At 72.4% G+C, this 22,616-nt stretch carries 22 protein-coding genes and 2 pseudogenes; 7 read left to right on the plus strand and 17 right to left on the minus strand.

The features are described 5' to 3' along the window. Positions 1–200 precede the first annotated feature (200 nt). The 7 genes and pseudogenes from ACH4S7_RS01180 to ACH4S7_RS01210 form a co-directional block, all read right to left on the minus strand. Positions 201–452, minus strand: a complete 252-nt coding sequence (locus ACH4S7_RS01180) for a hypothetical protein (RefSeq protein ID WP_398518947.1) — start codon at positions 450–452, stop codon at positions 201–203. Further along, positions 449–736, minus strand: coding sequence for a hypothetical protein (locus tag ACH4S7_RS01185; RefSeq protein WP_398518948.1), 288 nt, complete (start codon positions 734–736; stop codon positions 449–451). Before ACH4S7_RS01185 ends, ACH4S7_RS01180 begins: the two co-directional genes overlap by 4 nt. A 137-nt stretch (positions 737–873) precedes the next feature. Then, positions 874–1,068: pseudogene (locus tag ACH4S7_RS01190) on the minus strand (VIT1/CCC1 transporter family protein); the annotation flags it as partial. Positions 1,069–1,071: 3 nt separating this feature from the next. After that, positions 1,072–1,419, minus strand: a complete 348-nt coding sequence (locus ACH4S7_RS01195) for a peptidase inhibitor family I36 protein (RefSeq protein WP_398518949.1) — start codon at positions 1,417–1,419, stop codon at positions 1,072–1,074. A 499-nt stretch (positions 1,420–1,918) separates the two neighbouring features. After that, positions 1,919–2,920, minus strand: a complete 1,002-nt coding sequence (locus ACH4S7_RS01200; RefSeq protein ID WP_398518950.1) for a CU044_5270 family protein — start codon at positions 2,918–2,920, stop codon at positions 1,919–1,921. Next, complete coding sequence (locus ACH4S7_RS01205) at positions 2,917–3,558, minus strand: RNA polymerase sigma factor (protein ID WP_398518951.1); 642 nt, start codon at positions 3,556–3,558, stop codon at positions 2,917–2,919. Before ACH4S7_RS01205 ends, ACH4S7_RS01200 begins: the two co-directional genes overlap by 4 nt. 476 nt (positions 3,559–4,034) lie before the next feature. Then, a complete protein-coding gene (locus ACH4S7_RS01210) occupies positions 4,035–4,763 on the minus strand; it encodes a VIT1/CCC1 transporter family protein (RefSeq protein ID WP_398518952.1) in 729 nt (242 codons plus the stop codon). Between the two features lie 211 nt (positions 4,764–4,974). On the opposite strand from ACH4S7_RS01210, the gene ACH4S7_RS01215 reads away from it, so the two are divergent. From ACH4S7_RS01215 to ACH4S7_RS01245, 7 genes are all read left to right on the plus strand, one after another. After that, the gene (locus ACH4S7_RS01215; protein ID WP_398518953.1) at positions 4,975–6,030 is read left to right on the plus strand and encodes an ADP-ribosylglycohydrolase family protein; all 1,056 of its coding nucleotides are present in this window, start codon (positions 4,975–4,977) and stop codon (positions 6,028–6,030) included. A gap of 90 nt (positions 6,031–6,120) precedes the next feature. Next, positions 6,121–7,353, plus strand: a complete 1,233-nt coding sequence (locus ACH4S7_RS01220; RefSeq protein WP_398518954.1) for an ADP-ribosylglycohydrolase family protein — start codon at positions 6,121–6,123, stop codon at positions 7,351–7,353. Continuing rightward, positions 7,304–8,485, plus strand: coding sequence for an ADP-ribosylglycohydrolase family protein (locus tag ACH4S7_RS01225; protein WP_398518955.1), 1,182 nt, complete (start codon positions 7,304–7,306; stop codon positions 8,483–8,485). The genes ACH4S7_RS01220 and ACH4S7_RS01225 overlap by 50 nt, the downstream gene beginning before the upstream one ends. Beyond that, positions 8,482–10,110, plus strand: a complete 1,629-nt coding sequence (locus tag ACH4S7_RS01230) for an ADP-ribosylglycohydrolase family protein (RefSeq protein WP_398518956.1) — start codon at positions 8,482–8,484, stop codon at positions 10,108–10,110. The genes ACH4S7_RS01225 and ACH4S7_RS01230 overlap by 4 nt, the downstream gene beginning before the upstream one ends. Next, entirely contained in the window at positions 10,107–10,994 is an 888-nt protein-coding gene (gene rbsK, locus ACH4S7_RS01235; RefSeq protein WP_398518957.1) for a ribokinase, read from the plus strand. The genes ACH4S7_RS01230 and rbsK overlap by 4 nt, the downstream gene beginning before the upstream one ends. Further along, positions 10,991–12,214: a CaiB/BaiF CoA transferase family protein gene (locus ACH4S7_RS01240; RefSeq protein ID WP_398518958.1), complete on the plus strand. Its 1,224-nt coding sequence runs from the start codon at positions 10,991–10,993 to the stop codon at positions 12,212–12,214. Before rbsK ends, ACH4S7_RS01240 begins: the two co-directional genes overlap by 4 nt. Then, entirely contained in the window at positions 12,211–13,116 is a 906-nt protein-coding gene (locus ACH4S7_RS01245) for an HpcH/HpaI aldolase/citrate lyase family protein (protein WP_398518959.1), read from the plus strand. Before ACH4S7_RS01240 ends, ACH4S7_RS01245 begins: the two co-directional genes overlap by 4 nt. A 274-nt stretch (positions 13,117–13,390) precedes the next feature. Here the strand turns inward: ACH4S7_RS01245 and lgt are convergent, their stop codons facing one another. The 10 genes and pseudogenes from lgt to ACH4S7_RS01295 all read right to left on the minus strand — a co-directional run bounded on the left by lgt (position 13,391) and on the right by ACH4S7_RS01295 (position 22,609). After that, on the minus strand, positions 13,391–14,419 hold the full coding sequence (lgt, locus tag ACH4S7_RS01250) for a prolipoprotein diacylglyceryl transferase (RefSeq protein ID WP_398518960.1): 1,029 nt from the start codon (positions 14,417–14,419) through the stop codon (positions 13,391–13,393). A gap of 254 nt (positions 14,420–14,673) precedes the next feature. Next, entirely contained in the window at positions 14,674–15,513 is an 840-nt protein-coding gene (locus tag ACH4S7_RS01255) for a DsbA family protein (RefSeq protein ID WP_398518961.1), read from the minus strand. Positions 15,514–15,759: 246 nt separating this feature from the next. Then, positions 15,760–16,584 carry a tryptophan synthase subunit alpha gene (trpA, locus tag ACH4S7_RS01260; RefSeq protein ID WP_398518962.1) on the minus strand — a complete coding sequence of 275 codons (825 nt, stop codon included), beginning with the start codon at positions 16,582–16,584 and terminating at the stop codon, positions 15,760–15,762. Next, positions 16,581–17,819 carry a tryptophan synthase subunit beta gene (gene trpB / locus ACH4S7_RS01265; RefSeq protein WP_398518963.1) on the minus strand — a complete coding sequence of 413 codons (1,239 nt, stop codon included), beginning with the start codon at positions 17,817–17,819 and terminating at the stop codon, positions 16,581–16,583. Before trpB ends, trpA begins: the two co-directional genes overlap by 4 nt. Before the next feature lie 309 nt (positions 17,820–18,128). Continuing rightward, on the minus strand, positions 18,129–18,326 hold the full coding sequence (gene trpM, locus ACH4S7_RS01270) for a tryptophan biosynthesis modulator TrpM (RefSeq protein ID WP_398518964.1): 198 nt from the start codon (positions 18,324–18,326) through the stop codon (positions 18,129–18,131). 8 nt (positions 18,327–18,334) lie between these two features. Further along, positions 18,335–19,144, minus strand: coding sequence for an indole-3-glycerol phosphate synthase TrpC (gene trpC / locus ACH4S7_RS01275; protein WP_398518965.1), 810 nt, complete (start codon positions 19,142–19,144; stop codon positions 18,335–18,337). 160 nt (positions 19,145–19,304) lie between these two features. Continuing rightward, a complete protein-coding gene (locus tag ACH4S7_RS01280) occupies positions 19,305–19,742 on the minus strand; it encodes a DUF2752 domain-containing protein (protein ID WP_398518966.1) in 438 nt (145 codons plus the stop codon). A 190-nt stretch (positions 19,743–19,932) separates the two neighbouring features. After that, positions 19,933–20,169: pseudogene (locus tag ACH4S7_RS01285) on the minus strand (HGxxPAAW family protein); the annotation flags it as partial. 286 nt (positions 20,170–20,455) lie between these two features. Beyond that, positions 20,456–21,103 (minus strand): TIGR02234 family membrane protein, encoded by a 648-nt coding sequence (locus ACH4S7_RS01290; RefSeq protein ID WP_398518967.1) that lies wholly within the window; start codon positions 21,101–21,103, stop codon positions 20,456–20,458. 6 nt (positions 21,104–21,109) lie between these two features. After that, positions 21,110–22,609 carry an anthranilate synthase component I gene (locus ACH4S7_RS01295; RefSeq protein WP_398518968.1) on the minus strand — a complete coding sequence of 500 codons (1,500 nt, stop codon included), beginning with the start codon at positions 22,607–22,609 and terminating at the stop codon, positions 21,110–21,112. Between the last annotated feature and the right edge of the window lie 7 nt (positions 22,610–22,616).

Below are 22,616 nucleotides of genomic sequence, written 5' to 3' on the forward strand. Positions count from 1 at the left end.
CGACGCACCGTCCCCGCCGCGACCGCAGCCTAGGGCGGCGGTGCGGCCCCCGCATCCGAGTTTCCGTCGGGCGCAAGAGCGCAGGTCCACAAGGTGGGTCCGTGCGGAGCGCCGGGGCACCGACTGCGCCGGCATCCCGGGCGTCGGCCCCGAACGAGTAACCACCGACGGCGCACAAGGAGGCTCCGGGGCGCGATCGCCTACGGGGTCGGGACCACACGGAGGACGGTCACCGTGACGACCGAGACGCTGACCTCGTAACGGATGAACGCGACCGATCCGACCGTAGCGTCCCTCCGTTCCCGGTTGCCCCGCACCGCCACCGATCCGCACCCGTACGGATCACGGGCGATGGCGCCGATCCCGGCGTCGAAGGTCTTCCGGTGTTCCGCCTTCAGCGCGTGGCGGCCCGCGTTGGCCTCGTTGGTGAAGGCCACCCGTAGGCCGCTCAACCCGCGCTCCGGTACTCGTCGGTGAGGTCGTCGGGGAATGTGACACCGGAGAGATCACCTGCTCGGATCCGGGCGATCAGAGCCTCCTCATCGGCGTCGTGCTCCGTGGGGATCCGCATCACCCAGCTGGCCAGCAGCATCGGGAGGTCACCGACATCGGTGGTCTCCGCCTCGGCGGTGAACTCGTCACGGTGATCGGCGGGCAGGGCCTCGCGAACGGCCCGGATCGTGGCGGGGATCCGGACCGGTCCGCCGGTCATATACATGGTCAGGGTCTGTGCCATCACCGCTCCGTCCTGTTCGCGACCCGCTCATGCTAGGCACGCGGGACGGCTCCGTACCGGTGGCGGGCACGGCGCGCATAAGCGTTGCGGGGCGCGCGCGGGCCGGGCCGCGGCACCCCCCGTACTCCCCGCGAACCTCAGAGCGCCGCGCCGAGCAGCGCGCCCAGGCCGTATGTCAGGGCCGCCGCGCCGGCGCCCAGGACGAGCTGGCGCAGGCCGCTGTACCACCAGTTGCGGGCGGTGACCCGGGCGACCAGGGCGCCGCAGGCGAAGAGGCCGGCCAGGGCGAGGAGGACGGCGGGCCAGAGGGCGGTGGCGCCGAGGAGGGCGGGCGGTCAGAGCTTGATGTAGTCGGCCTTGTCGTTCCAGTTGCCGCCGGTCGGGTAGTTGGCCCTGGTGAAGTCGTAGCAGTAGAGGTTGGCGAGGGACATATAGGGATCGGGTAGGGCGGTGCGAGCGTCGTAGACCGACGCACCGCCCTGGATGCGATTCACACAGCCGGAGCTGGCCTTGTCCCTGAAGCCCCAGTCTCCGAGCTGCTTGGTGCCGGCGCTCGACCACTGGAGCCGGCGGCCGGTGAAGTTCGAGTGCTCCCAGAGGCAGACAAACGGGCTGCGGCAGTCATCGCTGGCAGCAGAAGCGAGCGCACCCCGGGCTGTCAGTGAGACTGAGTGGTTCTTCACCTGCGTCATGCTGGTTGGGGCTACGCGGGCGGCAGCCCGGTTTGCCTCCTCGGCGGTCGCATAGCAGTGGACTCTTCCGTTTGGCACCTCGGTACATGCCTGGGCACCCTGCCAGTCCTCCGCGAGATTGATCTCCCTCCCCTGGTACGTAGCGACGACAGGTGTGGAATGGGAGAACTCATGCTGTAACTGTGCTTCGGCCTCTGGTGTGAGGAAACCTACTTCGGGAGCCGGTGCCGGTTCGGGTAGTGCGTTGGCGGTTGTCGCGCCAGCGGTCATGGCACAGAGCGCCGCGACGGGAACGAGGAACCGTGTAATGCGCATACCGCCTCTCCTGTGCTGAGCCACAACGGACGGGTCACAGGAACTGCACAGCAACTTCGACAGAGCTTGTAGCAGAACGATCGAACTTGTCGTCTAATAGGCTCCGATTGTCTCGATGTGCGATCTTGTGCTGACTCACCCCTGCGGATATCGCGGCTATTGCGCCGGCGGGCACTTACTGGACCTGTCCGGCCCGGTCGACGATGCCGCTCGTCATGAGGGCGACGGAGGTCACTACCGTGCCGGCCTTGCCCCAGGCGTTGTCCTTCGTCAGGACGGTGCGCTCGCCGAGGAGGCGCACCGTGCTTTTGTCGAAGATCCACTCGGTGCGTTCTCCGTCGTGCACCCGGGCGACCGCCGTTCCATGGCGTCCAGTGGCGTCCACGGCGTCGGGGACGGTGACGACTCCGGGGATGAGGGCGGCAGCACGGTAGAGAGCGGCGGTGGTTGCTGGGGGCGCTACTGAGCCGCGCAGTAGATCGCCGATGGTGACGAATGCCTGCTGGTCGGGGCCGGTCGTGGAATCCGAGCCCCCTCCGTGGTTCTTCACGGCGTCGTCGTGGATCCGCTTGAGCAAAACAGCGGGGTCGGTCGGCAGGGCCGCGAGGAAGTTGTACGTAGGTGAATTCAGGTTGGCCTTGCCCTGGGGGTCCGGCAGCAGTTGGTCGTTGCCTCCTTTGCGCTGCATGGTGCGCTCACTACCGTTCACGGACGTCCACTGCTCCATGCTCTCGTCCTCGCGCAGACGCTCCATGCCGCCGCCCTCCTTCTCGGACAGGACCGTCGTGTGGCCGACCACCTTGACGTAGCTGTACTGGTCGGCGCGCACCGGCAGTATCGGTTTCGCGTTGGCGGCCAGGGCGGCCTTCTCCAGCCACTGCACCGAGGCTGCCGACGCGGGCGGCCCGTCCTGCCGGGCGGTGGTGCCGTCGGTGCCCAGACCAAGTGCGAAGACGGTCGCGCCGACCGCCGTCGCGGCGCCCAGGACGAGAACCATGCGCCGGCCGGGAAACAGTCTGCGGATCGGGGCGGAGCGCGAGGCATGGCCGCCGAATTCGTTCAGGAGGTGCTGTCGGCGGGCATGCACCCGGGCGGGGGTGAGCTCCGGATGGTCAACAGGTGGCAGGACGCGGGTCGCACGTTCACGATCAGACCGCTCCTGCTGCTCCGGGTTCATGATCTGCTCCTCCTGTGGGACGCGCGGGCAGAGGTTGCCCGGCTATCCGATATGTGTCCGCTGCCGGTCTGCGGTTCCCCGGAGCACACAGCCGGTTCCAGTTCCTCCTCAACGAGTCGGCGCAGCTTCTCGCGCGCTCGTGAGAGCCGGGAACGTACGGTGCCCACTGGGATCCCCAGCGCCTCGGCGGTGGCCGCGTATCCCAGGCCGGACCACACGACGAGGGTAAAAACCTCGCGCTCGCCCTTCTTCAAGCGTTTCAGGGCCCTGGCCGCGGCGGATAGATGCTGTTCGTTGGCCATTCGCCCGACCACCTCGTCCGAGAAGTCGGGCAGTACTTCCGGGGGCGGCAGCCGGGACATCGCGGCCCGGTGCCGGCGCGCAGTGCGGGTGGTGTTGCGTATCACGTTGGTTGCGATGCCCAACAGCCAGCCACGGACGCTCCTCACGTCCTCGCGGAGCTTGCCGCGTAAGCGCCAGGCTTCCAGGAACGTGAGTGACATGACGTCTTCAGCGAGGGCCCAGTCGCCCGTCGTCCGGACGGCATGGGCGTAGACCACGCGCGCGTGCTGGTCGAAGATCTCGGCGAACGCCGCCCGATCGCCTGATCGGACCCGTTCATTTAAGGGGGAGTCCACACCGTTAAGTGTCCGCACCCTCGCCCCGGTTCCCAATTCGTGCTGGCTGAAGTTTCCGAGCAATCGGTTCAGCATCCGATCGAGTGGGCCTGGGCTCTCCTGCTGACGTACACCGCAAACCTGAGGGCGTCCGAGTGCCAGGCGCTGAACTCCGTAGAGGTGATGTCGGCGCACGGTTTCTGGCGGCCTCCCATCCGGCCCGGCCCTCGTGGACCCTCAGATGACTCTCAGACATGCCCACAACGAGGGCGGGGCCGTCTCGACCCCGATGGATCGAGCAAGCTGAGTGTCCGCCCGGCGCCCGACGAACAGCGGGAGCGTCTGGAGCAGCCGGCGTTCCTGTGCTGGGTCCAGGTGCAGGGTCTGCGGAATTGGCGGAGCCGCTTCCTCGTCGGTGGGCGCACTCACAAGCGGCGCGCAGCCTGCGGAGAGGCGCGCGGGCCGGGCCGCGGCACCCCCCGTACTCCCCGCGAACCTCAGAGCGCCGCGCCGAGCAACGCGCCCAGGCCGTAGGTCAGGGCCGCCGCGCCGGCGCCCAGGACGAGCTGGCGCAGGCCGCTGTACCACCAGTTGCGGGCGGTGACCCGGGCGACCAGGGCGCCGCAGGCGAAGAGGCCGGTCAGGGCGAGGAGGACGGCGGGCCAGAGGGCGGTGGCGCCGAGGAGGTACGGGAGGACCGGGAGGAGGGCGCCGAGGGCGAAGGAGGCGAAGGACGAGACGGCGGCGACCGTGGGGGACGGGAGGTCGTCCGGGTCGATGCCGAGTTCTTCGCGGGCGTGGATCTCCAGGGCCTGTTCCGGGTCCTTGGAGAGCTGCATCGCGACCTCGCGGGCGAGCGCGGGCTCGACGCCCCGGGCCACGTACAGCGCGGCCAGCTCCTCCATCTCGTCCACGGGGTGCTTGCGCAATTCGCGCCGTTCGACCTCCAGTTCGGCCTGGACGAGTTCCCGCTGGGAGGCGACGGAGGTGTACTCACCGGCCGCCATGGAGAACGCGCCGGCCGCCAGCCCGGCGAGGCCGGTGATGACGATGGTCTGCTGGGCGACGGCGCCGCCCGCGACGCCGGTCATCAGGGCGAGGTTGGAGACCAGCCCGTCCATGGCGCCGAAGACCGCGGGGCGCAGCCAGCCACCGTTGACGTCACGGTGGGTGTGGTTGTCGCGGTGCGCCACGTGCAGCGCGGCCTCGGTCTCGATGATGGACACGACTCTCCCCAGAACTTCACAAGCGTCTCGAACACCATCGAAAATACGCGGGATGTAAGGACCGTGCCAGCAAGTATGGCCTTACTTACCTGGGGTCGAGCGGGTACCGATTGGGGTGAACAGGGACGTTTCTCCGACTTGGGTCGGGTCGCGTGTGGCACAGATGCAGACAGGCAGAACCAGGCTCGCGCGCGTGGAAGGGGCCCGCCCCATGGAGTTGACCGTATGCGGTCCGACGGAGTCGCTCGGACCCGGCACCGCCCCACCGCCGCCACCCGTCGGGGTGCTCAGGGCGCGGGCGGCCGGGGCATTGCTGGGGCTCGCGGTCGGCGACGCCCTGGGGGCGCCCGCCGAGAATCTGCGGCCGTCGGAGATCCGACGCCGCTGGGGCAGGATCGAGGGGTTCGTCTCCGACGATCCGGCCGGGACGGACGACACCGAGTACGCGATCTTCTCGGGGCTGCTGCTGGCCCGGCACGGGTCGGCGCTGACGGTGGCGAAGGTGGAGCAGGCGTGGCACCACTGGATCGCCGATCTGGACGAGGGGCCGTTCCGGGGCGCCGGGTTCAGCGAGCGCGGCACGCTGGAGAATCTGCGGCGCGGGCTCGCCGCCCCCATCTCGGCGCAGCACCGGCACGCCTGGAGCGACGGTCTGGCGATGCGGGCGGCCCCGTTCGGGGTGTTCGCGGCGGGCCGGCCCCGGGAGGCGGCCCGGCTGGTGGCGATCGACGGCACGGTCAGCCATGACGGCGAGGGCATCTACGGCGGCCGGGCGGTGGCGGCCGGGGTCGCCGCGGCGATGGCGGGCGCCGGACCGGCCGGGGTGATCGGCGCGGCGCTCTCGGTGATCCCGATGGACTCCTGGACGGCGCGTTCGCTGCGCCGGGGGGTGATCACGGCGGGGCGTTCCTACCCGGACACGCTGACGATGGAACGGGCGGTGCGCTCATCGGTGGTGATCGGCGGCTATCCCTGGACGGATCTGGCGCCGGAGGCGGTGGGGCTGGCGTTCGGCGCCTTCGCGGCGGCGCGCGGGAACTTCCGTACGTCGGTGCTGACGGCGGTCAACATGGGCCGTGACGCGGATACGACGGCGGCGGTGGCGGGTGCGCTGGCCGGGGCGGTCTCGGGGGTCGCGGCGATCCCGGCCGAGTGGGCGGCGGCGATCGGCCCGGTGCGCGGGAGCTGTCTGCCGTCGATGCGGGGGCAGCATGTGCTGGACATCGCCGAGCTGCTGACGCCGGACGACGAACCGGAGGCCGCGTGATGACGATGGGGCTGATGGTGATGGTCAGGGCGAGGGTGACGACCGCACGGAGGGGGCATCGATGATCACGCGCGTACGGAGCGGGCGGCGATGACGACGACACGGAGCGAGGCGCCCGCACCGGAGCAGGTCACTCCGCCGGGGACACGGGCGCACGGGGACCGTCGACCCGTCGAGGGGCTGCTGCTCGGGCTGGCCGCGGGGGACGCCGCCGGGTGGCCCGCCGCGCGGCACCGGGCGGCGCGGATGCCCCGGTGGACCCGGCGGCTCACCCGCGAACTGGACACCTTCGCCGAGGAGAACGCGACCACCACCCTGCCCGTGCCGATCGCCCTCAACCAGCCGCCGGAGCCGCTGCGGCTCGGCCCGTCGGACGACGCCGAGTGGGCCGCGTTCACGGCCGAGGCGGTGCTCACGGCGGACCTCTTCGCCGGGCTCAGCCCCGGGCGGCGGCTGCGCGCGGCCGTCGACCACGCCTGGAACTCACTCGCCGGCGAGATCGCCGCCGCCGCCGCACGCGCCCCCGAGGTGGAGTCCGCCGTACCCCCGCTGCGGGCGCGGATCTCCGTACGGGCGGGTCTCGGCAATCTCGCCACCGGACTGCGGCCACCCGCGACCGGGCACGACAATCCGCACTACTTCGATGACGCGGCCTGTGTCCGGGCCGCGGTGCTGGCGGTGGTCCATCCGGGCGCGCCGGACGCGGCGGCCGGGCTCGCGGAGTTCGACGCCCGCTACACGCAGGACGGCGACGGGGTGCACGGGGCCCGCGCCATGGCGGCGGCCGTCGCCGCGGCGCTCGGCGGGGCGGATGTGGACGGCGCGGTGGACGCGGCGCTGGCCCAGCTCCCGGCCGCCACCGAGATCGGCCGGAACGCCCGGCACGCCGTCCGGCTCGCCCGGGGCGCGGACGCGGCCTTCGATCTGATCCCGCTGCTGGAGCATCAGATCGTGGACCACGTCTACAGCTACGGGATCGCCGCGGCGGAGACCGTTCCGGTGGCGCTGGCCATCGCGACGGCGGCGCGCGGCCGGGTGGCAGAGGCGGTACCGGCGGCGGCCTGTCTGTCCCGGGTCGCGGACTCGGCGCCCGCCCTGGCGGGGGCGCTGACCGGCGCGCTCGGCGGCGGGGCGGCGATCCCCGGCAGTTGGCGGGATGCCTGCCGGACACTCGCGGGCTGTGCGCTGCCCCGGTTCGCGGGCACGGATCTGGTGGAACTCGCCGGGCGGCTCGCACCCGGGGAACAGACCCCCATGGGTGGACAATTCCGACATGACGACGATCCTCGCCTCGCCGACCCTCGCGACCACCACCCTCGATGACCGGATCACCGGCAGTCTGACCGGCGCGGCCGTCGGCGACGCGCTCGGCGGCCCGGTCGAGGGCTACTCCCCCGAGCAGATCGCCGAACGCCACGGCGGCCGGGTCCAGGGCATCGTCGGCCCCTGGCACGGCGACGACTGGCGCACCGCGCGCCCCATCGCCCCGTACCACAAGGGCGATGGGCACATCACCGACGACACCCTGATGACCCATGCGCTGATCCGGGTGTACGGGACGGTCCGGGACCACCTCGACGCCTACGCCGTGGCCGACCATCTGGTCCCGGATCTCATCTCGCGGCCCCGCTGGATCCCGGAGCTGGACGCCGAGGCACTTCCCGTCCAGCGGATCTTCCTCGCCGAGAAATGGCTGGTCGCCCGCCTGCACTACGGCCATGTCGATCCGCGCGAGGCGGGCAGCGGCAACATCGTGAACTGTGGCGCGGCCATGTACATGGCCCCGGTGGGCCTGGTCAACGCCGCCAACCCGGCCGGCGCGTACGCCGAGGCGCTGGACATCGCGGGCGCGCACCAGTCGTCGTACGGGCGCGAGGCGGCCGGCGTCTTCGCGGCGGCGGTCGCGGCGGCCTGCGCGCCGGACGCCACCCCGGGCTCCGTCGTGGACGCGGCGCTCGCCCTGGCGAAGGACGGCACCCGCGCGGCGATCGAGGCGGTCACCGAGGCCGCGACCCGCCACACCGAGTTCGAAGCGGCGCTCACCCCGCTCCGCGCGGCCGTCGCGCCCTTCGACACCGTCGGCCCGGACTACCGCGCCCCCTCCCTCGCCGCCCGCCGTCCCTCCCGGCTGCACTCCATCGAGGAACTCCCCGTCGCGCTCGGCATGTTGCTGGTCAGCGGCGGGGACTACCGGCACGCGGTGCTCGGGTCGGTCAACTACGGCCGGGACTGCGACTCGATCGCCACCATGGCCGGGGCGCTCGCGGGGGCCCTGCACGGGGAGTCGGCGGTCCCCCGGGACTGGTCGACCGCGGTCGCCGGGGCGAGCCGGATCGATCTGCGCACCCCCGCGCGGGAGCTGGCGGCGGTCGCCCGCGAGATCTTCGTACGGGACACGGAACGCCGCCGCGCCCACGAGTCGGCGTACCGACGGCTGACGGCGGACGTCCGATGACGGACTCCCTCCGGCTGACCTGGGTCCAGCCGGAGGACCTGATCGGCCATGAGCTGCGCCAGGCGGTGGAGGACGGGCGGGACGCGAGTGCCGTCGCCGCCGTCTGGCGGGCGGCCGGCGGGCGGGACGCCCCGGTGCGGGCGGGCGCGTCCCCCGCGCCCGTGGCGCCCGAACTCCGCTCGCTGGCCGTGCGGTTGCTGGACCGGCTCGACGCGCTGCCCGGCGCGCAGGCCGACCGGGAGCCCACCGGCCTGGCCGCCATCCGGGCCGCCTGCCCCGACTGGCCCACCCGCCCGGGGGACCCCGGCTGGGGATCGGCCCCGGACCGGCGCGCGCACCGGCGACCCCCGGGCGCCGCCCCCGGCACCTCCCCCCAGGGGCGTACTCCCCACCGGCCCGGGACGGCCCGGGGCGGGGGCGGGAGCACCAGTACGCCCCGGACCGCGGGGGACGACGGACCGGCACCACCGCCGGGCCCGGGAGGTACAGCGACCGACCGGGGAGGGGGCGAGCCGACGCGGTACGGGCCGGAGGAGTGGGTACGGGCCGGGCCGAAGGAGTGGGTACGGTACGGGCCGGACGCGCTGCACGCCGCCTGGCTCGGTCGCGCCGCCGGATGCCTGCTCGGCAAACCCGTGGAGAAACTGCCCCTCGACTCCATCCGGACCATCGCCCGCGCCACCGGCAACTGGCCCCTCCACACCTGGTTCACCGCCAAGGGCCTCCCGGACCGCGTCGCCCACGCCCACCCCTGGAACCGCCGCTCCGCCCCCACCTCCCTCGCCGAGAACATCGACGGGATGCCCGAGGACGACGACCTCAACTACCCCCTCCTCAATCTGCTGCTCCTCCAGCGGTACGGGCGCGGCTTCCGCACCGCCGACGTGGCCCGCCTCTGGCTGGACGAACTTCCCCCCGGCCGGACCTTCACCGCCGAACGCGTCGCCTTCCGCAACCTCCTCACCGGGATCGAACCCCCGCTCACCGCCCGCCACCACAACCCCTTCCGGGAGTGGATCGGGGCCGCGATCCGCGCCGATGTGCACGGCTGGACCCACCCCGGCGACCCCGGGGCCGCCGCCGCCCAGGCCCACCGCGACGCCTGTCTCACCCACACCGCCAACGGCGTCTACAGCGCCATGTTCATCGCCGCGACCATCGCCGCCGCGGCCCGCCCCGGCGCCGACGCGCACCGCGCGCTCGCCACCGGACTCACCGTCGTACCGCCGTCGTCCCGGCTCGCCCACGCCGTCCGGCTCGGCATCGAACAGGCCCGCGCCACCACCGACTTCGACACGGTCGTGGACCGGCTGCACATCGCCTACGGCCGCTACCACTGGGTCCACGCCGTCCCCAACGCCGCCCTGCTGGCCGCCGCCCTCACCCACGCAGACGGTGATTTCACCGGCTCCATCTGCCGCGCCGTCTCCGGAGGCTGGGACACCGACTCCAACGGCGCCACGGCGGGCTCCGTCGCCGGTCTGCTCGCGGGCAGCCCCGACGCCCTGCCCGAGCGCTGGACCAGCCCGCTCAAGAACCGGCTCGCCACCTCCGTCGCCGACTTCGACGGCATCGGCTTCGACGCCCTCGCCCACCTCACCCATCAGGAGGCACTCCGCCCATGACCGGCATCGTGGTGCTCGGCAGCACCAACATGGACCTGGTGGCCTATGTCGCGCACGCGCCGAAACGCGGCGAGACGGTCACCGGGCGCGCGTTCTCCACGATCCCCGGGGGCAAGGGCGCCAACCAGGCCGTCGCCGCCGCCCGTGCCGGCGGGGACGTCGCCATGATCGGCGCGGTCGGTACGGACGAATTCGGCGCCCCGCTGCGGCACACCCTCGTCGCCTCCGGTGTCGACATCGATCTGCTGCGGACGGCCGAAGGCCCCTCCGGCACCGCCCATATCGTGGTGGACGACGAAGGCGGCAACGCGATCGTCGTCGTCCCCGGCGCCAACGGCACCGTCACCGCCCTCACCCCCGGCGACGAAACCCTCATCGCCACCGCCGACGCCCTCCTCCTCCAGCTCGAACTCCCCCTCTCCGCCGTCATCGACGGCGCCCGGGCCGCACACCGCCACGGGGTACGGACCGTGCTCACCCCCGCCCCCGCGCAGCCACTGCCGCCCGAACTCCTCGCCGTCACCGACCTCCTCGTGCCCAATGAACACGAGGCGACGGCCCTCACCGGCGCCGCCGACCCGCACGCCGCCGCCAAAGCACTGCTCCGCCAGGTCCCCGAGGTGGTGATCACCCTCGGGGCGGCGGGCAGCCTGCACGCACGGCGCGGCGCCGAACCCGTCATCGTCCCCGCTCCCCGGGTCACCGCCGTCGACACCACCGGGGCCGGTGACACCTTCGTCGGCACCCTCGCCGTCGCCCTCGGTGAGGGGCGACCGGTCGAAGCCGCCCTCCACTGGGCCGCCACCGCGGCGGCCCTGTGCGTCCAGCGCCCGGGAGCCTCCACCTCCATGCCGTACCGCCCGGAGATCGACGAGGCATCATGACCCGCACACCACAACCGCCGTCCGCCGCCGCCTCCCCCACCCCCCTTCAAGGGCTACGGGTGCTGGATCTGGCCACCCTCTTCGCCGGACCGCTCGCCGCCACCATGCTCGGCGACTTCGGCGCCGAGGTGATCAAGGTCGAGCACCCCGAACGCCCCGACCCCTCCCGTGGCCACGGCCCCGCCAAGGACGGCATCGGTCTCTGGTGGAAGATGCTCGGCCGCAACAAACGCGCCATCACCCTCGACCTCTCCTCCCCCGGAGGCCGGGACACCCTCCTCCGGCTCGCCACCACCGCCGATGTGATCATCGAGAACTTCCGACCCGGCACCCTGGAGAAATGGGGGCTCGGCTGGGCGGAGCTGAACACCGCCAACCCCCGGCTCGTCCTCACCCGGGTCACCGGCTTCGGGCAGTTCGGCCCCTACTCGCACCGGCCCGGCTTCGGCACCCTCGCCGAGGCCATGAGCGGGTTCGCCGCCATCACCGGCGAACCCGATGGACCGCCCACACTCCCTCCCTTCGGGCTCGCCGACTCCATCGCCGCCCTCGCCACGTCCTATGCCGTACTGACCGCGCTCACCGCCCGCGCCACCACCGGCCGGGGTCAGGTGGTCGATATGGCGATCATCGAACCGATCCTCACCGTGCTCGGCCCGCAGCCGCTCTGGTACGACCAGCTCGGCCTGGTCCAGCCGCGCACCGGCAACCGCTCCCGCAACAACGCCCCCCGCAACACCTATCGCACGGCCGACGGCCAGTGGGTCGCCGTCTCCACCTCCGCGCAGTCCGTCGCCGAACGCGTCATGCGGCTGGTCGGCCGCCCCGATCTGATCGACCGCCCCTGGTTCACCACCGGCACCGGACGCGCGGAGCACGCCGACGAACTCGACCGGGCCGTCGGCGACTGGATCGCCGACCGCACCCGCGCCGACGCACTGGCCGCGTTCGAGAAGGCGGAGGCGGCCATCGCGCCGGTCTACGACATCCGCGATGTGATGGAGGATCCGCAATATCAGGCGCTGGACACCATCACGGAGGTCCCCGACCCCGAACTCGGCCCGCTCAGGATGCAGAACGTGCTCTTCCGCCTCTCCGAGACCCCCGGCGCCATCCGCTGGGCCGGCCGCCCGCACGGCGCCGACACCGACGAGGTCCTGACCGAACTCGGCCTGACCCCGGCCGATATCAGCGCACTCCGCACCCAGGGGGCCCTATGACCAGCCCGGCGATCGACCCCGCGACCAGCCCGGCACCCAGCCCTGCGACCAGTACCGTGACCAGCGCTGCGACCAGTCAGGCGACCGGCACCGCGAGCACGGCCCTGGCCCTCACCTATCTCTACGCCCCCGGGGACCGGCCCGAGGTCGTCCGCAAGGCCCTCGCCTCCCGCGCCGATGTGGTGATCGTCGACCTGGAGGACGCGGTCGCCCCCGACCGCAGGAAATACGCCCTCACCGCCACGGCCGAACTGCTCACCGACCCACAGCCACGGCCCGTCCATGTCCGCATCAACTCCCCCCAGGACATCGCGACCCTGACCGGTCTCCCCGGCCTCGCCGCTCTCCGTGTTCCCAAGGTCGCACACGGCACTGACATTCGCCGGATCGCGGAGCTGGCACCGGGCGTGCCGCTCCACCCGCTACTGGAATCGGCGCTCGCGATCGAGTTCGCGTATGAGATCGCCACCGCGCACCCCGCCGTCCGCGGCATCTCGCTGGGCGAGGCCGATCTCCGCGCCGACCTCGGCGTACGGGACGGCTCGTCCCTGGACTGGCCGCGCACCCGGGTGATCATCGCCGCCCGCGCCGCCGGTCTCGCGCCCCCGCCGCAGTCCGTCTTCCCCGACATCCGCGACCTCGACGCGCTGTACGCCTCCTGCACCCACGGGCGCGGCCTCGGCTTCCTGGGCCGGGCGGCCATCCACCCCCGCCAGCTCCCGGTCATCGAACGCGCCTTCCGCCCCACCCCGCAGGAGATCGAGGCGGCGGCGGAGGTGGTCCGGGCCGCCGCCACGGACGGGGGCGCGCTGGCCCTGCCGGACGGCCGCTTCGTGGACGCGGCGATCGTGGCGGCGGCCCGGCGCACCCTCGCCCTCGCGCGCCGGGAGAGCCCGGTGTGACGGAAGGGGCCGCACGGACGGCCGCCGCGCGAACGGGTCCCGGGTCACCAGGTCACCGGCCGGGACCGGACCACCCCGCAACCCCGCCACCGGCCACCCGGGAGGAGCATCTGCCGGGCTGCCCCGGAGCACGCACACACCCGAGCCCAGCGACACCGGGCACTGGACACCGGGCACTGGACATCCGACGTCCGGCTCCGACACCCGGACATGCCGAGAGGCCGTCAGGGAATCGGATGTTCCCTGACGGCCTCTCGTACGCCGAGCGTCAGCCCTACTTGGCCGACTTCGTGTCCGTGGTCCCGGCCGCGTCGGCGCTGCCGCCCCCGGCCGCTCCCCCGCCGGCTTCCGCGCCCTGGGCCTTGGCCTCGCCCTTAGTGAGCTTGGCACTCTTGGTGACCTTGGCACCCTTGACGTCAGCGTCAGCGGTCGTGGTCGTGGTCGCGTCACCGCCACCGGTCCCGGTCCCGTCCGCGGTGGCGTCATCCGTGGCCGCGGGCTCCACGATCTCCTCGCGCCCCGGCCGGATCCGTGCCGAGATCACGATGTACACCACGGCGAGGACGAAGACGACGATCGAGGTCCACACATTGAGCCGCAGCCCCAGCACCTCGTGCGCCTCGTCCACCCGCAGGTACTCGATCCAGCCGCGCCCTACGCAGTAGGCCGCGACATACAGGGCGAACGCCCGCCCGTGTCCGAGCCGGAAGCGCCGGTCCGCCCAGATCACGAGCAGCGCGACACCGATGCACCAGAGGGACTCGTAGAGGAAGGTCGGGTGGTAGAGGCCCGCCTCCCGGTTCGGCCCCTCCGAGATCTTGAGGGCCCAGGGCAGATCCGTCGCCTTGCCGTAGAGCTCCTGGTTGAACCAGTTGCCCCAGCGGCCGATGGCCTGGGCGAAGGCGATGGCCGGCGCGAGGGCGTCCGCCCAGGCCGGCAGCGGGATGCCCCGGCGGCGGCAGCCGATCCAGGCGCCGACGGCACCGAAGGCGATGGCGCCCCAGATACCGAGGCCGCCCTCCCAGATCTTGAACGCGTCGACCCAGTTCTCACCCTCGCTGAAGTACAGCTGATAGTCGGTGATCACGTGGTAGAGCCGGCCGCCGACGAGACCGAAGGGCACCGCCCAGACGGCGATGTCGGCCACGGTGCCGGCTCTGCCGCCCCGGGCGATCCAGCGCTTGTTGCCGTACCAGACGGCTACGAAGACACCGATGATGATGCAGAGCGCGTAGCCGCGCAGCGGAAGCGGTCCGAGATGGATCGCGCCGCTCGACGGACTGGGAATGTAGGCAAGTTCCATGGCAGGTCCGACGCTACCCTGCCGCATGGCGGGGGCAGCAACCCACCCGGGCAACGTCTGGATAACGGGTCCCGTGCCGGGGTCACGCGCCGGGTCTCCCGCCGGGGGGGCTCGTACCGGGGCCCGTGCCGGGGGCGGCGGCGCCCACCACCGGGCGACCGCTGCCCCACGGCATCGGAATCCCCCGGAGACGCCAGCCCCGGGCGCCGACGGCGGCGGAACCCCCGCCGCCCGGCCGCGTCGGAAACCCCTGGCTACGGCGAGCCGGACGGCGCGGCCGGCACGGACGGCCGCTGGGTGCCCGGCTGCTTGCCCTTGTTCGCCTCGGTGACCCACTTCCGCAGATTGGCCACGGAGATCTGCTCACCGCCCTTGTCCGGGAAGACCGGCTTGCCGTTCAGCAGCACGGTCGGGGTGCCCCGGAAACCGCCCTCCTGGAACGCGGTGTTCGATTTGGCGACCCAGGAATCGTGCTTGCCGTCCTTGACGCAGGACCGGAAGGCCGGGGTGTCGAGGCCCTCGACCTTGCCCGCCAGCTCGATGAGCCTGTCGTTGTTCCCGAAGGCGTCGTCCGGCTCGGGGGGCTGGTTCTGGAAGAGGACGTCGTGGTACGGGTCGAACCTGCCGGCGTCCTGGGCGCAGGCCGCCGCATTGGCCGCGCGCAGGGAGCCGCTGCCGCCCATGTTCCCGTCGATGATGGTGGCGAGGTTGTACTCGACCTTGAGCTGACCGGTCTTCTCCAGGTCGTGGATGGTGTCCCGGAAGATGTTCTCGAACTGGGCGCAGACCGGGCAGCGGAAGTCCTCCCAGATCGTGAGCGTGGAGGGGGCGTCGCCCGCGCCCACCGGGATCGCGATCCGGTCCTTGCCCTCCGCGCCGGCCGGCGCCACCAGCGGCCCCGAACCGGACCCGCCGTCGTCCTTGCCGGCGTTGGCCGCGATCACGCCGATGACGGCGGCGAGACCGAGGATGCCCACCACCGCCGCCGAGACGATCAGCACCCGGCGCCGTCTCTCGTTCGCCTTCTCCCTCTCGCGTTCCCGCTGGATCCGCTCGCGCGCGGTCCCTTTCCGATCCTGATTCTTGTCGCTCACGCCCCACAAACGAACCGGGGAGGCACGTGCGCGCCTCCCCGGTCCCAGTTCCACCCGTACGAGCGAAGACGTACGAGCGACGATGCGCGCCGGCCACGTACGAGCTAAGGCGTACCGACCAGGACGTACGAGCACGGCGTACGGGCCATGGGGTACGGGCGACCCCAGGCCGGTCGCGTACCGGCCGCGTACCGGATACGTAATACGTACTCGGCGCGTACCGGACGCGTACGGCGGGCGGCGCCGCTACGCGCTGACGCGCCCCTTGCGCACGCCAGCGGCCAGTTCGGCCGCCAGCTCCCGTACCGCCACGATTCCCGAGGCCGGGTCCGGGGCGTCGAGGAGCCGCTTGACGAACGCGGAGCCGACGATCACACCGTCCGCGAAGGCCGCCACCTCCGCCGCCTGGGTGGCGTTGGAGACGCCGAGTCCCACACAGACGGGCAGCTCGGTGGTGGCCCGCGTGCGCCGGACCAGGTCCTGTGCCGATGCGCCCACCGACTCACGGGTGCCGGTGACCCCCATCAGCGAGGCCGCGTACACAAAGCCGGAGCCGGCCTCGGTGATCCGGGCGATCCGGGCGTCCCTGCTGCTCGGGGCGACGACGAAGACGGTGGCGAGACCGTGCTTCGTGGCGTGCTCGCGCCACACCCCGGCCTCCTCGACCGGCAGGTCGGGGAGGATGCAGCCCGCGCCCCCGGCCTCGGCCAGCTCGGCGGTGAAGCGCTCCACGCCGTACCGGTCGACCGGGTTCCAGTACGTCATCACCAGGACCGGCTTGCCGGTGGCGGCGTGGGCCTCGCGGACCGTGCGCAGCACATCGGCGATCTTGAGCCCGCCGCGCAGGGCGATGTCGTCGGCGGTCTGGATGACCGGGCCGTCGAGTACGGGGTCGCTGTGCGGCAGCCCCACCTCGACGATGTCGGCGCCGCCGTCCAGGACCGCCTTGATCGCCTCGATGCCGCCGTCGACGGTCGGGAAACCGGCCGGGAGGTAGGCGATGAGGGCGGCCCGGTCCTCGGCCTTCGCCGCCGCCAGCGTGTCGCTCAGCAGCTGTACGTTCCCGCTCACTTCGCGTCCTTCCCGTCGTACAGCCCGAAGTAGCGGGCGGCGGTGTCCATGTCCTTGTCGCCGCGGCCGGAGAGGTTGACGATCATCAGTCCGTCCTCGCCCAGCTCACGACCGAGGTCCAGCGCTCCGGCGAGCGCGTGCGCGGACTCGATGGCCGGGATGATCCCCTCGGTCTGGGAGAGCAGCCGCAGCGCGCCCATCGCCTCGTCGTCGGTGACCGCGCGGTACTCCGCGCGCCCGCTGTCCTTGAGGTAGGCGTGCTCGGGGCCGATGCCCGGGTAGTCGAGTCCGGCCGAGATCGAGTAGGGCTCGGTGATCTGGCCCTCCTCGTCCTGGAGGACGTACGACCGCGAACCGTGCAGGATGCCCGGCTCGCCGGCGGTGAGGGTGGCCGCGTGCTCGCCGGTCTCGATGCCGTGCCCGGCCGGTTCGCAGCCCACGAGCCGTACGGCGGTATCCGGCAGGAAGGCGTGGAACAGTCCGATGGCGTTGGAACCGCCGCCGACACAGGCGACGGCCGCGTCCGGCAGCCGGCCGGTCCGCTCCAGGATCTGGCGGCGGGCCTCGACGCCGATGACCCGGTGGAAGTCCCGCACCATGGCGGGGAACGGGTGCGGTCCGGCGACCGTGCCGAAGAGGTAGTGCGTGCGGTCGACGTTGGCGACCCAGTCGCGGAACGCCTCGTTGATCGCGTCCTTCAGCGTCCGGCTGCCGGACTTCACGGGGATGACCTCGGCGCCGAGCATCCGCATCCGGGCGACGTTGAGCGCCTGGCGCTCGGTGTCGATCTCGCCCATGTAGATGGTGCACTCCAGGCCGAAGAGGGCGCAGGCGGTCGCGGTGGCGACACCGTGCTGGCCCGCGCCGGTCTCGGCGATGACCCGGGTCTTGCCCATCCGCCGGGTCAGCAGCGCCTGACCGAGCACGTTGTTGATCTTGTGCGAGCCGGTGTGGTTCAGGTCCTCCCGCTTGAGGAAGACCCGTGCGCCGCCGGCGTGCTCGGCGAACCGGGGCACCTCGGTGAGGGCGCTCGGCCGGCCGGTGTAGTTGACCAGCAGGTCGTTCAGTTCGGCGGCGAAGGCGGGGTCGGCCTTGGCCTTGTCGTACTCGACGGCGACCTCGTCCACGGCGGCGACGAGGGCCTCCGGGATGAACTTGCCGCCGAAGGCGCCGAAGTAGCCCGTGGCGCTCGGGACCTGGCCGTCCGGGTCCGGGATGAAGAAGTCAGAAGACATCCGACGTACTCCTCAGTAGGGGCTCGAAGCCCCTGAAGTCTGGTGTGCAAGGGACAGACATGTGCGCACATGCGGAGGGGGCGGGTCCGGTCGGCGGTACGGCTCCGGGGCCGGTCACCCTGAGGGACCGGCCGGGAGGAGGGGTACGAACGCCACGGGAGCACCCCCGGTACCGGGCGGCACCGTACGGGCACGCTCACCGCGCCGCACGGCCGGGCGTCGCGAGGACCTCCGGCCGTCAACCGCCGTACCGCAGGGGGACCACCCTGGAATCCCGGCGGGGAGTACCTGCCGGGGAGAGGGTCCGTCTCAGCGGTGCGCGGGGTGGGGATGCCATCGCATCCCGTTGACCTGGCCCGGCTCGGAGCCGATCACATAGCGGACCCGGCGACCGTGCACCCGACGCGCCGGGGCGCGGCAGCCGCGAGGGCGGCAGCCGCGGGCCAGGCGTGCGTAGCCGTCGCCCGATGCGGGCGACGGCGTACGGCGTGGGGTGACGGCCGGCATGGCTCGGGTCAGCTCCGTCCGTGGCGCAGGGCCGGGTGGGCCCCCGCCGCGACCAGGTCGGCGACCGCGCCCTTGGGGTCACGGCCGGTGACGAGGGACTCGCCGACCAGCACCGCGTCGGCACCGGCGTTGGCGTAGGCGATCAGGTCGTGCGGACCGCGCACACCGGATTCGGCGATCTTGACGATATGGGCCGGGATGTCGTCCGCGACGCGCTCGAACGTCGACCGGTCGACCTTGAGCGTCTTCAGATCACGGGCGTTGACTCCGATGAGCTTCGCTCCCGCGGCGACCGCGCGCTCGGTCTCCTCCTCGTCGTGGACCTCGACCAGCGGGGTCAGTCCGATCGACTGGGCGCGCTCGATCAGCGAGACCAGGGCCTCCTGCTCCAGCGCGGCCACGATCAGCAGCACCAGGTCGGCGCCGTACGCACGGGCCTCCCAGAGCTGGTAGGCGGTGACGATGAAGTCCTTGCGCAGGATCGGGATGTCCACCCGGGCCCGGACGGCCTCCAGGTCGGCGAGCGAGCCGCCGAAACGGCGCTGCTCGGTCAGGACGGAGATGACGGCGGCGCCGCCCGCCTCGTAGTCGGCGGCGAGTCCGGCCGGGTCCGCGATGGCGGCCAGCGCGCCCTTGGAGGGGCTGGAACGCTTGACCTCGCAGATCACCTGGACGCCCTCACCGCGCAGTGCGGCGACACCGTCCTTGGCCGGGGGCGCGGCGGCGGCGCGCTCCTTGAGCTCGTCGAGGCTGACGCGTGCCTGCCGCTCCGCGAGGTCGGCGCGTACGCCTTCGATGATCTCGTCGAGCACACTCACCCGAGCGGCCCCCTTCCGGGACATTGATGGTGATCTTGATCCTGAACGTGATGGTTCAGGATCAGCCATCTCGATGGTATCCGCAGCAGCGCTCCGGGCCCGCATCCGGTGACGGCCATCCCACTGGCTGAAACCGCGCGCACCCGTCTGACCGGCCGTTTCACGGTGCCAGCGCGGAGCCGAAGGGCAGGTTCCGGATGACGCTGAAAAGGAGGACGACCGTACCGAGCATCCACCACCACACCGGTGCGACGGAGATCCTGAGGGGTTTCGCCCGTACGGCGTGAATCAGCCAGACCGTCCAGACGACGGCGAAGACGCCGTAGCCGACGACGGCCAGCGCGTTGGCGCCGAGAGCGCCGGTCAGATCACCGTGGATGAAGGCGTGGGCGCTGCGCAGCCCGCCGCAGCCGGGGCAGAAGACGTCCGTCAGCCGGAGCAGCGGGCAGACCGGATAGTGACCGGGTTCATTGGGGTCGACCGTGCCGACGTACGCGAAGGCCGCCGCGACCCCGGCGAGGGCGGCGAGCGGCGGCGCGAGACGGCGGGCGAGCGGGGCGGGCCCCGGAGGGGGGCCGGGTGTGACGGGAGAGGTCATGGCGTCCACCCGGTGATTCTGCCCGCGGTCACGGGCGGGCGCAGTCCGGCCGGGCCGGACTGCGCAGGACTGCGCCCGCTCGTACGACCGTGGGCGTGGATCAGACGGTGGACGGCGCCGTGGCGGCCTGTCCGACGGCCGGCTTCGCGGCGACGCGCGAGGCGATGATGGTCTGCTCCTTGGCACGGGCGGCGGCGGTGGCCCGCTCACGGGCGGCGATCCGGTCGTCGCTCATCTTCGGCATGCCGAGACCGGCGACCTTCATCACTCCGCCGACGACACCGCCGAGGACGATGATCGCGAAGCCGGCCCAGACGCCGAGGGGGTTGGCGGCGACCATGAAGACGCCGGAGACGCAGAAGCCGAAGAAGGCAATGCTGACACCGGTCCAGGCGGCCGGGGTGTGTCCGTGGGCGGTGCCCGACATGAGTTCGCTCCTCGTTACTGATGCTCAGGGGTGAGCGTGGGTGCTCTCTGTGGTGAACGGCGCCGCAGTGCGTGGCATTCCGTCCGATAAGCGCCGTTTTGTTACACGCCGCTCGCTTGGGTGAGCACCGCCCGGTGGGGCGCCGCTCGATCGGTGAGCACCGCTCCGGCCGTACGAGGGCCGTCCGTCCTGGCGAGCCGCCGCCCGGCGGATGAGCCTGTGCTCACTCCCATTGTCCCGCACCCCGCGCGCGGCCCGGAGCAGGGGGTCGGGAAGGTGAAGATACTCACTGGGAGGGGTCCTCGCCCCGGTCCAGGGCCTTCCAGAGGTCCTCGGGCCGGTCCGGGTCGACCACGGGTGCGGTACGGGTACGGGGCGAGCCGTCCCGCTCGTACCGGCCCGACATCGCCGGCCACCGGCCGCCGTACCGGAGCGCCAGCAGCCCGGCGAGCAGGATGAGCACTCCGCCCGCCACGGTCACGAAGGGCCAGGCCGTGTGGGTGAGCGCATCGACGGTGGCGGCGGTGTTACCGGTGGTCTTCGCGGCCTTGGCGTCGAGCGCGGTGCTGTCGGACGCCCCGAGGAAGGCGGCGAGCGCGGCGCCCGCGCCGCTCAGGGCCAGCAGCGCGGAGACGAGGAACCGGCCCGTGCGCCGTACGGCGAAGATCGCGACGAGCGCGGCCAGGCCGACGACGGCGAGGGCGGTGGGCACACCGGTGACGGCGCTGCCCTTGGCTTCCAGCGGCACACTGCCGCCGCCGACGGCCGCCGTGCCCTCGGCCCAGATCTGACCGGAGGTGAGCAGGACCACAGTGGCGCCGACGGCGCCCAGGAGGAGTGCCGCCGCGAGGCTGCGGCGCCCGCCGTTCGCGGTGGCGGACGCCGTCGACCGGTCGCGGGGCTGGGGTACGGAAACAGCAGTCACATACCCCACTATCCCTTACCCGTCCGCGCGGCTCTTCAGCCGGTTGGCGGTGTGGACCGCGCGCAGCACGGCCGCCGCCTTGTTGCGGCATTCGGTGTCCTCGGCGACCGGGTCGGAGTCGGCCACCACACCCGCTCCCGCCTGCACGTACGCCGTCCCGTCGCGGAGCAGCGCGGTCCGGATGGCGATGGCGGTGTCGGAGTCCCCGGCGAAGTCGAGATAGCCGACACAGCCGCCGTACAGCCCGCGCCGGGAGGGCTCCAGCTCATCGATGATCTGCATCGCGCGGGGCTTGGGCGCGCCGGAGAGGGTGCCCGCCGGGAAGCAGGCGGTGAGCACGTCGAAGGCGGTACGGCCGGGGGCGACCCGGCCGGTCACGGTGGAGACGATGTGCATCACATGGGAATACCGCTCGATGGACATGAAGTCCACCACCTCGACGCTGCCCGGCTCGCAGACCCGGCCCAGGTCGTTACGGCCGAGGTCGACCAGCATCAGGTGCTCGGCGCGCTCCTTGGCGTCGGCCAGCAGTTCGTCGGCGAGGGCCTGGTCCTCCTGCGGGGTGGCACCGCGCGGGCGGGTCCCGGCGATGGGGTGGACCATGGCGCGCCCGTCCTCGACCTTGACGAGCGCCTCGGGGCTGGAGCCGACGACGTCGAAGCCGTCGAAGCGGAGGAGGTACATGTACGGGCTGGGGTTGGTGGCCCGCAGCACCCGGTAGACGTCGAGGGCGCTCGCCTCGCACGGGGTCTCGAACCGCTGCGACGGCACCACCTGGAACGCCTCACCGGCCCGGATGCGCTCCTTGATGTCCTCGACGGCGTCCTGGTACTGGGGGCCGCCCCACTTCGCGGAGAACTCGGGCAGCTCGGACGGCGGCAGGGCGGCCGGTACGGAGACGAGGGGCCGGGCGAGATCGCGCTCCATGGCGTCGAGCCGGGCGACGGCGTCCGCGTACGCCTCGTCCACACCGGTTTCGAGGTCGTTGTGGTTGATGGCGTTGGCGATCAGCAGGACGGTGCCGTCCCAGTGGTCGAGCACCGCGAGGTCCGAGGTGAGCAGCATGGTCAACTCGGGGAGCTGGAGGTCGTCGTGCTCACCGGGGCCGATCTTCTCCAGCCGGCGCACGATGTCGTAGCCGAGGTAGCCGACCATGCCACCGGTGAACGGCGGCATTCCGGCGACCGCGCGGTCGTGCGGGGTGTGCAGGGTCTCGACCGTGGCGCGCAGGACGGCGAGCGGATCGCCGTCCGTGGGGACGCCGACGGGCGGGGTGCCGAGCCAGTGGGCCTGTCCGTCGCGCTCGGTGAGCGTCGCGGCGCTGCGGACGCCGACGAAGGAGTAGCGGGACCAGGACCTTCCGTTCTCGGCGGACTCCAGGAGGAAGGTTCCGGTGCGCTCGGCGGCGAGCTTGCGGTAGAGCGCGACCGGGGTGTCTCCGTCGGCGAGGAGGCGGCGGCCGACGGGGATGACACGGCGGTCGGCGGCGAGCTTGCGGAAGGTCTCCAGATCCATGGCGTCC

The sequence above is a fragment of the Streptomyces sp. NPDC020965 genome (assembly GCF_044333555.1).
GTDB lineage: Bacteria > Actinomycetota > Actinomycetes > Streptomycetales > Streptomycetaceae > Streptomyces.

Excerpts from the sequence above, each read along its gene's own strand:
- trpB (WP_398518963.1), bottom strand. The coding sequence starts at position 17,819 with ATGTCTTCTGACTTCTTCATCCCGGACCCGGACGGCCAGGTCCCGAGC.
- ACH4S7_RS01295 (WP_398518968.1), bottom strand. The coding sequence starts at position 22,609 with ATGGATCTGGAGACCTTCCGCAAGCTCGCCGCCGACCGCCGTGTCATC.
- lgt (WP_398518960.1), bottom strand. The coding sequence starts at position 14,419 with ATGGAACTTGCCTACATTCCCAGTCCGTCGAGCGGCGCGATCCATCTC.
- ACH4S7_RS01225 (WP_398518955.1), top strand. The coding sequence starts at position 7,304 with ATGACGACGATCCTCGCCTCGCCGACCCTCGCGACCACCACCCTCGAT.
- ACH4S7_RS01215 (WP_398518953.1), top strand. The coding sequence starts at position 4,975 with ATGGAGTTGACCGTATGCGGTCCGACGGAGTCGCTCGGACCCGGCACC.
- ACH4S7_RS01240 (WP_398518958.1), top strand. The coding sequence starts at position 10,991 with ATGACCCGCACACCACAACCGCCGTCCGCCGCCGCCTCCCCCACCCCC.
- ACH4S7_RS01280 (WP_398518966.1), bottom strand. The coding sequence starts at position 19,742 with ATGACCTCTCCCGTCACACCCGGCCCCCCTCCGGGGCCCGCCCCGCTC.
- ACH4S7_RS01220 (WP_398518954.1), top strand. The coding sequence starts at position 6,121 with ATGACGACGACACGGAGCGAGGCGCCCGCACCGGAGCAGGTCACTCCG.
- ACH4S7_RS01200 (WP_398518950.1), bottom strand. The coding sequence starts at position 2,920 with ATGAACCCGGAGCAGCAGGAGCGGTCTGATCGTGAACGTGCGACCCGC.
- trpM (WP_398518964.1), bottom strand. The coding sequence starts at position 18,326 with ATGCCGGCCGTCACCCCACGCCGTACGCCGTCGCCCGCATCGGGCGAC.
- ACH4S7_RS01245 (WP_398518959.1), top strand. The coding sequence starts at position 12,211 with ATGACCAGCCCGGCGATCGACCCCGCGACCAGCCCGGCACCCAGCCCT.
- ACH4S7_RS01185 (WP_398518948.1), bottom strand. The coding sequence starts at position 736 with ATGGCACAGACCCTGACCATGTATATGACCGGCGGACCGGTCCGGATC.
- rbsK (WP_398518957.1), top strand. The coding sequence starts at position 10,107 with ATGACCGGCATCGTGGTGCTCGGCAGCACCAACATGGACCTGGTGGCC.
- ACH4S7_RS01230 (WP_398518956.1), top strand. The coding sequence starts at position 8,482 with ATGACGGACTCCCTCCGGCTGACCTGGGTCCAGCCGGAGGACCTGATC.